The organism is Gemmatimonadaceae bacterium (assembly GCA_035533015.1).
In the GTDB taxonomy this organism is placed as follows: Bacteria; Gemmatimonadota; Gemmatimonadetes; order Gemmatimonadales; family Gemmatimonadaceae; genus JAGWRI01.
The window spans coordinates 91,359-101,867 of the sequence record DATLUQ010000019.1; the positions used below are offsets into that span (position 1 = coordinate 91,359).

A 10,509-nucleotide genomic window follows, 5' to 3' on the forward strand; every position below is an offset into this window, starting at 1 on the left:
GGGCGGCGGTCTCGGCAGGCCGCTCCTGCCGGCCGGAACTGTTCGGGCCCGCGCGTGATTGTGACCTGTGAGCACCCCGAACGGGATTCTTTCACGGAACGCTAACGTCGAGCCCATGACCCCACGCCATCACTGGATCGTTCGGGTCACCCACTGGGTGAACGCCGTAGCGCTCACGATCATGGTCACCAGCGGCCTGCGCATCTTCAACGCCTATCCGGCGTTCGCGCGCAAGGGCGAGTCGTTCTGCTGCTACCCGTTCGAGGGCAAGGCCATCCCCGCGTGGCTGACGTTTGGCGGCTGGCTGGCCGGTGCCCGCCACTGGCACTTCGCGGCGATGTGGCTGCTCGTCGTCAACGGGCTCGTCTATCTGGGCTTCATCTACCTGCACGGGGAATGGCGCGATCTCGTACCGCGGCGTCGGCAACTGCGCGACGCGTGGGAGATGCTCAGGTTCTACCTATTCGTGCGGCCGGACCATCCGCGCCAGGGCAAGCACAATGCGCTCCAGCGTGGAACGTATTTCGCGCTTCCGGTGTTCGGGGCACTCGCCGTGGTGTCGGGCATCGCCATCTGGAAGCCCGTGGAGCTGGCCTGGCTCACGAACCTGTTGGGTGGCTACGTGTGGGCCCGCTACTGGCACTTTCTCGCCATGCTGGCGATCGTCGTGCTATCGTTCGCCCACATCTTCATGGTGTTCGCGGTGGATCCCTATTCGTTGCGCGGGATGATCACCGGCAACTACGACGAGGCGCGGTCGCCGGAAGCCCGGAACGCGAGGCCACTGTGGTGGAGGCGCCCAGCGCCGGGACGCGCTGCGTCCGCCAGGCCGGAGGGGCCATGAGCATGGACCGTCGTCGGTTTCTCGCGCTCTCGGGTGCGTCGCTCACGGCGGCCTTTCTGGCCGCCTGCGACTCGCAAGGACCTGACCGTGCTCAGCCCCTGCTCGCGTTCGCGGAACGAAAGAACGAGGGCGCGGAGCGATTCCTGTTCCGCCACACGTCCATGGACCACGCGCCGCGCGGCGCGGCGACCGCGGGCGTTGCCTTCCCACAGTACTTCGTCTCTGACACCGTGCCGGTGTGGAACACCGCCGCCCGTGGTCCGTGGACCCTCCAGGTCACGGGGCTCGTCGATCACCCGTTCACGCTCACCCTCGAAGACCTTCTCCGTATGCCGAGTATCACGCAGCGCGTGAACCATTATTGCGTGGAAGGCTGGACGGCGGTGGCCGACTGGACCGGGACGCGGGTCTCCGATCTGGCCAGGCTCGCGGGCGTGCACCCCGCGGCGCAGTACGTGGACTTCGCGTCGTTCGACGACGGCTACCACGAGAGCTGGGATCTGGCCAGCGCCATGCACCCCCAGACGCTCATCGCATACGGCATGGACGGCAAGCTGCTCGCACCCGGCCACGGCGCGCCGGCGCGCGTCCATTCGCCGATCAAGCTCGGCTACAAGAACACCAAGTACTTGGTGCGCGTCCAATTCATGGCCCAGCGCAACGGCGGCTACTGGAGCGACCAGGGCTACGAGTGGTACGGCGGTACTTAACGTCGGCCGGCGGCCTGCGTCTCTCTTGGTGAAGCGCGCGCGATGGGGCGCGATGCAGGCACCAGGGAGAGGCATATGAAAGGGAAGATGACGACGCTCGTAGCGTTGGCGCTCGCAGGGAGCGCGGCGGTCGCTGGGGCGCAGCGTGGCGGCATGGGTCCAATGCGCGGCCCGGTCATGGGGCGCGGCGGCGCGCCGGGTGGGATGGCGGCCGTGATACAGCGCCAACTGTTTCGCGGCATCACGCTCACCGACACCCAGAAAACGCAGTTGAGGAAACTCGGTGACGGCGGTCGCACGCAGATGCTGGCGCTGGCCAAGTCGGCGCAGGCCGATCGCCAGGCGATGCACACCGCGCGCGAGAACGGCGATACGGTGGCGCTCAAGGCGGCCCGCCAGAAGCTCGAAGGATGGAGCAACCGGGGTATCGCGCTGCGGGGCCAGGTCCTGCAAAGCGCGCGCGGCATCCTCACCGCGGACCAGCAGAAGCAGTTCGATGGCAATCGGACGCGCTTGCAGCACCGTGCGGCGGCTGCCCAGCGGTACCTGCGACAGCAACGGACTTGGTCGCGTCGCGGGGCGATGATGCGCGCCATGGGACCCAATCGCTGGCGGTTCGCGCCATGGGGCGGTCGTGCCGGCGGGCCTGCGTTCCAGCACGGCGGCCGGTTCGGTCCGGGGCGCGGCGGGTGGTTCGGCCGGGGGCAGGGCTTTGGTCCGCCCAATCGCGGCCGCGGCGGTCCGCCTCCGGGAGGGCAGCCCCCGGACTCGAGTCACACACCGCCACCGATCGCAGGCTGAGGTCTCACCGGTCCGGCAACGTGGGGGGACCCGGGGCCGGCGGGTGGGGATGGGGCGCGTAGGGCTCGCGGAAACGCGAGCCCTACGTGTCTTGTGCCTTCAGCCGTCAGTCGTTCCTGGCGCCGGCCTCTTGCCTACCACCCCGGTGCGAGTTGGACCCCCACCACCCAGTTCTTGCCAGGCCGCTCGAACGGGTGCGCCAGATAGGTCTCGAGCACGAAATAGCCCATCAGATTCACGCGTGCCGTGATACCAGTGCTGAACACCGGGATATGGTCCACGCAGTTCACGAACGCGCTCTGCGCCACGGCGGCCGCGCTGAAACAACTGGCCGGGATGCCGTTGGCCGAGCGGGCCAGCCGCCAATCCGGCGGCTGGCTGGACGAGTAGGCGATGCCGCCGTCGAAGAACGGTGCGATCTCGACCGGGAGCAGCGAGGTCGGGAACACCCCGAATTGAGGCGAGCCGAACAGCGGAATCCGGAATTCGAGATTGAACACGTCCACACGGCTGCCCAGCAGCCGGTCGAATACGGGGCAGGCATTCGATCCGCCGTTGGCCACGCATTCATTCGGGCTGAACGATCCCAACCCATAGCCGCGAATCAGCGTTTCCTCGCCAAGGTACAACGGGTAGATCTGCCCGTTGTTGTAGGCTTCGGCGTCGCGCCCGTAACGGCCGTAGTGCAGGCCGCGCACCGCCAACGTGAACGGCTGCATGAAGAAGTAGCGCCGGTAGTCGCCGAGCAGCCCCTGGAAGTTCAGCTGGCCAAACGTGGGGGTGTATTCCACGCGCCACCGCTCGCCGGACACGGGTCCGACGTACGCGAAGTTGGAATTGTCCGAGACGAACGCGATGTCGGCCTGCGTGTAGAATGTGGACGGCAAGCTGGGGACGTTGGAGAGCGCTTCATCCGCCACGGAGCCGCCTACCACGGTGATGCGATCGACCTGCTCGTCGTATCCCAGGCGCGTGCCCGACACTCCGAGTTCGAGGCGGCGCGTGGTCGAGAACGGGTACTGCGTATTCAGCGAGAGCTGGTCGATGTAGATGCGCTGCAGGATCTGATAGTAGTTGACCGCGGGCAGCCCCTGGAACGTCGTGTCGGCGAGTCCGGTATAGCCCGTGAGGTAGGGGATGTGCTCGATCCCGAGGCCCCAGTTCCATCGATGCTTGAGGTCCGTGTAGTACACGGCGCCACCGATGTCCTTCACCGTGCCGTTGGCCTGGAGCACCGTGTAGATCTGGCGGTCGCTCAGCTGATCGCCCCACAGCGCGGCGATGCCACCGGCCACGCCCGTTCCGAAGTATCCGCCCACCTGAACGCCGATGCTGGGCTGGCTGATCGCATCGAGCGAGAACGACGAGTGGTACGGATGCACGGTGAACTCGCTCCCCGACACGAGCCCCGTGAACGGGTCGCTCAGGTAGGCCGTGACGGTGTTCGTCCCCGGCAGATCACCCGGTGGCAGGATACTCGCCACGTTGAGCACCGACGTGGGCTGCACCGGCACGCCGGTGGTGGCCGCCGCGTCGAGTCCGTAGATCGCGTATCCCTGGCCCTGGAACACCGTGAACAGCATCCGGCCGGTGGTCGGCGACACGGTGATCGCCGGCGACGTTTCGGTGATGCCGCTGACCCCGGTGGCCACCTTCGTCACCCGCCGCACCTCGCCCGTGGCGAGGTCCAACCGGTACACGTCGCTGAACCCGTCCTGGTCCGATACGAACAACAACTCCTTTCCGTCGGGCGTGTACTGCGGATTGATTTCCTTGGCGTTGGGAAATGGCGAATAGACCGTCACCGGCCCGCCGTTCACACTGATCGTGGCCAGCTGAAGCGGCGAGAACCGCAGGTCCTTGAAGCTGGTGCTCGGCCCGCGGTCGGTCGTGAACGCGATCGTTTGTCCGTCCGGCGAGAACTGCGGCATCTCGTCGGCGTTTCGATCGTTCGTCAACTGCCGGACCTGACCCGACGCGAGGTCGAGCGTGTAGATGTCGCTGATCCCACCCGCCATCCCCGACAGCGCGAGCAGCTTGCCGCCGGGCGACCACGAGATGCCGGTCACCGCGCCCACGCCAGGGACGCCGATGCGGCGTTCGATCTTCCCGGTCGCCACGTCGAGAATCGCTATGTCGTCGCGGCCGTCCTCGTCCACCATGAACGCGAACTGTTTGCCATCGGGCGACCAGGCGCCGCTGGAATTGACGAAGTTCAGTGCGTCGAAGTGCGGATCGCTGGCCGGCGACGCCAACTTCCTGATGATGCGCCCGGTCTTCGCATCGGCCAGGTACAGGTCGATGCTGAATAGACTGCGCGACGAGAAGAACGCGACGTACTGGCCGTCGGGACTGATCACCGGCGACACGTTCATGTCGGCGAGCTTGCGCCCCGTCTGCAGCACCGGCTGGCCCGCGTCCTGCGGCTTGGTGCGGCCCACGAGTTGGGACGTATACAGTGCCTTGTTGGCCGCCGCCCAGTCGGCGCTCAGCGAGTCGGGCGTCTCACCGAGCACCCGTGTGATGGCGTTGTCGAGTCCCAGGCGCAGCGATGTACGATAGATGTCCACCACCGACCGCTCGCCCCAACGCCCGGCGACGTACGCCCAGAGCGCCTGCCCGTAGCGATAGGGAAAGAACCGCGGATCGGTATTCAATTGCTTGATCGTCGGAAAGGAATCGCGCTCCACGGCGTCGCGCATCCACATCGCCGTGAGCGGGCTGTTCCGGCCGAGCGAGAAGTACTCCGCCATGCCCTCGATCAGCCAGCCCGGGAGCGTGCTCATCCGGGCCAGCCCGTTCACGTCCCCATTCTCCGCGATGTCGTACTGGAATACGTGCACGAGTTCGTGGCCGATCACGTGATCGTTGTCCTTGTAACTGCCCGTGAATGGCAGCACGACGCGGTCGCGCATCCCTTCCGTCACACCGCCCGTGGCTTGGTCGGGTGACTCCTGGATGACGTTCGTCTGCTCGAAGTCGGCGTGGTCAGCGTACAGCACGATCGACTTGCGCTCGAATTGGTGCGAGAAGGTCTCCGAATGCCGCGTGTACCACCGCTCCGCCATCCGCCCCGCGTCGAACGCCGCCAGGGATTCGGCCGGATAGTAGTACATGTCGAAGTGCGGGGTGCGGAGAATCCGGAAGTCGAACGTCTGGTACTGGACCTTGTTGCGCCCAAAGTACTGGGCCGACGCGGTCGACACTCCGCCTGCAGCCAGGAACGCCAGCGCCAGAGCCGCCCGGCGCGTGAGCGATCGAATCATTGAAGCCCCGCGGTGGAACCGCCTTGAAATGGTCGTCATCACCTTGGATCGCATGCCTGCTGAATACGGGTCGCCGCGCGCTGAAGCAAGGGGGATTGCCGTTCCCGAACGTATGGGGGATTGGCAGGGCATACGCGCCCCGGCGTACGTTTCAATAATGGGGTGTGGTACGCCACAGAGTTCCTAAAGTGCCCGATTGACGGTTCCCCTGCGCGGCCGTTGCGCGGCACACCCACCCTCTCCAATCCGGAGCGTCCCGGCATTCGTTCCCATCTCTTGCCCATGCCACCCCGCGAACGCTGGCGCCCGCCCCACGCCCCGCCTCACGATCGCCGCGCGCTCTTCGAAACGAGACGTATGGTCCCCACCTGCCCGCTCCCTAGTCCGCGTCACCATGACGGCGACGTTTGCGCTCCCCGCGGCGGCGCTTGTCCTCAAGCCGGCGCTCAACCGAGGCGCGCGTAGGCTTGGTGGGACGCCGACGCTTCGGCACCACCAGCCCTCGGCGCACCACCGTCGCCAACCGCTCTTCAGCCGCGTCGCGATTCTGCGCCTGGCTCCGCCGTTCGCTGGCCACCACTCGCAGCGTGCCGTCGGCCGTGAGCCGCGAGCGGAGGGCCTGAGTAAGCCGTTCTCGCTGCGCGTCCGACAGCGCGCGCGACCGCGTCACGTTCCACTCCAACTCCACGCGGGTGGACGACGTGTTCACGTGCTGACCGCCCGCGCCACCAGCCCGCGATGCCCGCACGGCGAGCTCGTGGCGCGGAATGGTGAGCGACGCGCTGACGTACAGGTCAGTCCGACCGTTCACGGCCTCGCTCCACCGCCCGATGCACGCGCAATGCCGCTACCCGGCGGCCATCCATCGCCACCACTTCCAACTCTCCCCCCGGGTACGGCGCCCGGTCCCCGATCCTCGGCAACCGCCCCAGCCGGGCGAACGCGTAGCCCCCGATGGTTCGCCAATCGCCGTCCGGAATCGGTAGCTGGTATTCCCGACGCACGTCGCGGAGCGACAGGGATCCTGCCAGCTCGAGCACGCCGTCCGTCTCGATCGCGACCCGGGTCGCCACGTCGTACTCGTCGTTGATGTCGCCGATGACCTGTTCCACCAGATCCTCGAGCGTCACGATGCCCGCCGTCCCCCCATATTCGTCGAGCACGATCGCCACGTGCGCCCGTGTCTTTCGCAGGTCGTCGAGCACGCGCTGTGCCGGACGGGTGTCGGGCACGAACACCGGCTCCCGCAGGTGCCGGGCCAACGAGAACGGCATTCCCGAGTCGTGCAGCCAGAGATCCTTGGCCAGAAAGACTCCCACGATGTCGTCCAGCGATGTGCCGTACACGGGATAGCGCGAATAGCGCTCGCGCCGCAACACGTCGTGCACCTCTTCCTCGGTGGCGTTGAGCGGGAGCGCCACGACGTTCGTGCGCGGTCGCATGACCTCCCGCACGCGCTTGGCGTGAATCTGCAGCACGCCGGCCAGCATCCGGGCCCCGGCTTCCGACGCCCCCGCCGGTCCAGACCCGTCGACCAGACGGGCCAGAGCGGCGGCATCCGCCTCCGGCCCTGGACCCGGGGCATCATCAGGCGCGGAAATACCAAGTAAGCCCAAGCCCCAATTGCGGATACGCCGGAACACGCCGACGGCTCGGCGATGGTTCATCTGCGGGTAGTCAGTCTGGGGCATCCGGCTGGGTCGGTCAGAAACGTATGCACCGGCGGGTCGTCCATGCCTGTAGCAGAATGCCAGTGTGAACGGGTCTTGAGAAATCTCGCACTTTGCAATAGCCAACCCTCGTGCGCTCTCACACTTCAGTAGGAAGCCCAACCTCTTTCGAGGCCATGTTGGACCCACGGCACCTGCTCCGCTGGGTCTACCTTGGCCGGCTTTCGGTCGCGAGTGCGATCTTCATCGCCGGCGTGGTGAATTGGGCCAAGCAGGAAACCGATGCCTCAAAACTCACTGTGGTCACCGTGGCCTTCGCGCTGGTCACGGTCCTCACGGTCGTGTCGTTCGCGTACAGCGAAATATACCGAAAGCCGCTCGGCAAGACCTTCTTGTACCTGCAGAGCATCCTCGATTTGCTGCTCGTGACGGTCGTGGTACACGTCACCCCGGGCAGCCCAGACAGCGGCTCCGTCTCCCAATTCTCGGCGCTGTATATCCTGGTCATCGCCACCGCCACCCTCATGCTGCCTGTTGGTGGCGGACTGCTCGTCGCGGCGCTGGGCATCGTGCTGTTCTTCGCCGACACCGTGTTCGGCCTGAACGCCCAGATGCACAACTCCATCGTATGGGCGCAGCTCGGCGTATTCGCCGCCGTGTCGCTCGGCTGTGCGATCCTTGCCTCGCAATTACAGAAGGCGGGCGAGGGCAAAGAAGTGCTGGTCGCTGCCCTCGAGCATGCGCGCGTGCAGGCCGATGACATCCTGCGCAACATCCAGAGTGGGGTCGTCACGATCGATTCGGGCGGCAATCTGCGCTACGCCAATCCCAAGGCGCAGACACTACTGGGAGTCGATCTGGAGTCCGCCATGGGCGTACCGGTGGTCGATCAGATCCAGGCGGTGGCGCCGGAACTTGCGCAGGCCTTGGAGCAGTCGGTGACCAACCGAATCCGCACCTTGCGGGGCGAAGGGACCGTCACCGCCGGGGGACGGCGCTTTCCGATCGGCGTGACCACCACGTACACCGAGGGCGATGGCCAGCGCACCGAACGCACCGCCACAGCCATCTTCCAGGATATCTCCGACCAGAAACGCATCGACACGCTGCGGCTGCGCGCCCAACGGCTGGAGGGCGTGGCCGAGTTGAGCGCATCGCTGGCCCACGAGATCAAGAATCCGCTGGCCTCCATTCGCAGTGCGGTGGAGCAGTTGGCCAAGATGCGTCAGGAATCAGCCGACCAGCAGACGTTGAGCGGCCTCGTATTGCGCGAGTCCGACCGCCTGTCGCGGCTGCTCACCGAGTTCCTCGACTTCGCGCGCGTGCGGGTGTCGCGCACCGGTTCGGTGAACGTGGCCGATCTCGTGCGCGGTGCGGCCCGCCTCGTGGAGGCGCATCCCGACCGGCGCGACGTGTGCGTCGTGTGCACCGCGCCCGACGATGAATCGCTGGTCGTGCAGGGCGACGAAGACCTGCTGCACCGCGCGGTATTCAACCTCGTGCTCAATGCGGCGCAGGCCTCGCCCGATGGCGGTACGGTACGCGTGGACGCGATGGTCATGACGCCGGACCAGCTTCCCCTCGGTGTGCGCTACGACCAGGGGAGCGTCTCGGTGCGGGTGAGCGACGAAGGGTCGGGCATTGCGCTCGAGATCCGCGACCGGCTGTTCGATCCCTTCTTCACCACCAAGGCAGGCGGCAGCGGGCTCGGGCTCGCCGTGGTGCACCGGGCCATCGAGGCACATCGCGGCGTGGTATTTCTCGACAGCGGCGCCCGCGGCACCACGTTCACTGTCATCCTGCCGCAGGCACAGACCCCCACCGGAGACACTGCGTGACCACCCGCCCGCCGGACCCGCGGCCCACCGTGCTCGTCGTCGATGACGAGACTGGCATCCTCGAGTCGCTGAGCATCCTGCTCCGCAATGAAGGGTTCGATCCGCGGCTGGCCCATGGCGGCAAGAAGGGGCTCGAGATGCTGGGCGAATTCTCGCCCGAGATTGTGCTCACCGACATCCGCATGCCGAACGTGACCGGGGTCGAAATTCTGGCCGCCGCCCGGCAGAACGACCCCGACGTACCGGTGATCCTGATGACGGCGCAGGCCACGCTGCAATCGGCCATGCAGGCCGTGAACGAGGGCGCGTTCTACTACATCCAGAAACCGTTTCATAACGACGAACTGATCGCCATCATCAAGCGCGCCGCCGAGCACCGGCAGCTGCGCGTGGAGAACAAGTCGCTCAAGCAGGAGATCAAGCGCCGGGAACGGCGTCAGGGCGACCGGCCCGTCGGGAACAGCAAGTCGTGGATCGAGGTGCTCGAACTCGCCGAGACCGTGGCGCCCACCGAGAGCACGGTGCTCATCCAGGGCGAGTCGGGTACGGGCAAGGAAGTGATCGCACGCTACATCCACGAGTTGTCCACGCGCACGGGGGGGCCGTTCCTTTCCATCAACTGCGGCGCGCTCCCCGAAGGTCTGTTGGAAAGCGAGCTGTTCGGTCACGTCAAGGGTTCATTCACCGGCGCCGTGAAGGACAAATCGGGATTGTTCGCGGCCGCGGCCAAAGGCACGTTCTTCCTCGACGAGATCGGCGAGACGACGCCGGCCACGCAGGTCAAGTTGCTCCGCGTGTTGCAGCACCGCGAGGTGATCCCCGTGGGCGCCACCGACGCCGAGCCGATCGATGTGCGCCTCATTGCCGCCACCAATCGCGATCTCGAAGAGGACATCAAGGCCGGCCGGTTCCGCAGCGATCTCTACTACCGCCTCAACGTGATCCTCGTGCACCTGCCTCCACTCCGGCAGCGCCGCGACGACATTCCGTTGCTCATCGACCATTTTCTCCAGCGCATCGCGCACTCGCGCGGCGAACCGCTCAAACACCTCGACGACGCGGCACTCGCCGTGGCGCAGGAACATGCCTGGCCTGGGAACGTGCGCGAACTCGAGAACGCCCTGGAGCGCGCGGCCATCCTCACCACCGGCGAAACGATCGGTGTCGGCGGCCTGCCCGAACGCGTCACGCAGCGCAGCGCCGAGCCACTCGTCACTTCGCGCACGCCGCCCAATCCCACGCTCGAAGCCGTGGAACGCGCGTACATCATGTGGGTGCTGCAGAGCGAAGGTGGCAACAAGTCGCGCGCCGCTGAGGCGCTCGGCATCGATCCCTCGACGCTCTATCGCAAACTGTCGCGCTACGGAGTCGAGGCGTGAC

General features: G+C 66.4%; 8 protein-coding genes. 5 read left to right on the forward strand and 3 right to left on the reverse strand.

Translation table 11 applies throughout. From position 1 onward, the window contains the following. Positions 1-115 precede the first annotated feature (115 nt). From VNF92_04485 to VNF92_04495, 3 genes are all read left to right on the forward strand, one after another. Positions 116-844, forward strand: coding sequence for a cytochrome b/b6 domain-containing protein (locus VNF92_04485; GenBank protein ID HVA57123.1), 729 nt, complete (start codon positions 116-118; stop codon positions 842-844). Next, complete coding sequence (locus tag VNF92_04490) at positions 841-1,554, forward strand: molybdopterin-dependent oxidoreductase (GenBank protein ID HVA57124.1); 714 nt, start codon at positions 841-843, stop codon at positions 1,552-1,554. The genes VNF92_04485 and VNF92_04490 overlap by 4 nt, the downstream gene beginning before the upstream one ends. Before the next feature lie 75 nt (positions 1,555-1,629). Further along, on the forward strand, positions 1,630-2,355 hold the full coding sequence (locus VNF92_04495) for a Spy/CpxP family protein refolding chaperone (GenBank protein ID HVA57125.1): 726 nt from the start codon (positions 1,630-1,632) through the stop codon (positions 2,353-2,355). A 134-nt stretch (positions 2,356-2,489) separates the two neighbouring features. On the opposite strand, the gene VNF92_04500 is transcribed toward VNF92_04495, so the two are convergent. The 3 genes from VNF92_04500 to VNF92_04510 all read right to left on the reverse strand — a co-directional run bounded on the left by VNF92_04500 (position 2,490) and on the right by VNF92_04510 (position 7,111). Beyond that, positions 2,490-5,621 carry a hypothetical protein gene (locus VNF92_04500; protein ID HVA57126.1) on the reverse strand — a complete coding sequence of 1,044 codons (3,132 nt, stop codon included), beginning with the start codon at positions 5,619-5,621 and terminating at the stop codon, positions 2,490-2,492. 379 nt (positions 5,622-6,000) lie between these two features. Further along, on the reverse strand, positions 6,001-6,432 hold the full coding sequence (gene arfB / locus VNF92_04505) for an alternative ribosome rescue aminoacyl-tRNA hydrolase ArfB (protein HVA57127.1): 432 nt from the start codon (positions 6,430-6,432) through the stop codon (positions 6,001-6,003). After that, on the reverse strand, positions 6,416-7,111 hold the full coding sequence (locus tag VNF92_04510) for a hemolysin family protein (protein HVA57128.1): 696 nt from the start codon (positions 7,109-7,111) through the stop codon (positions 6,416-6,418). Before VNF92_04510 ends, arfB begins: the two co-directional genes overlap by 17 nt. Positions 7,112-7,467: 356 nt before the next feature. Between VNF92_04510 and VNF92_04515 the strand changes: the two genes are divergently transcribed. Continuing rightward, positions 7,468-9,129: an ATP-binding protein gene (locus VNF92_04515; protein HVA57129.1), complete on the forward strand. Its 1,662-nt coding sequence runs from the start codon at positions 7,468-7,470 to the stop codon at positions 9,127-9,129. Next, positions 9,126-10,508, forward strand: a complete 1,383-nt coding sequence (locus tag VNF92_04520) for a sigma-54 dependent transcriptional regulator (GenBank protein ID HVA57130.1) — start codon at positions 9,126-9,128, stop codon at positions 10,506-10,508. Before VNF92_04515 ends, VNF92_04520 begins: the two co-directional genes overlap by 4 nt. The last annotated feature ends 1 nt before the right edge of the window (position 10,509 follow it).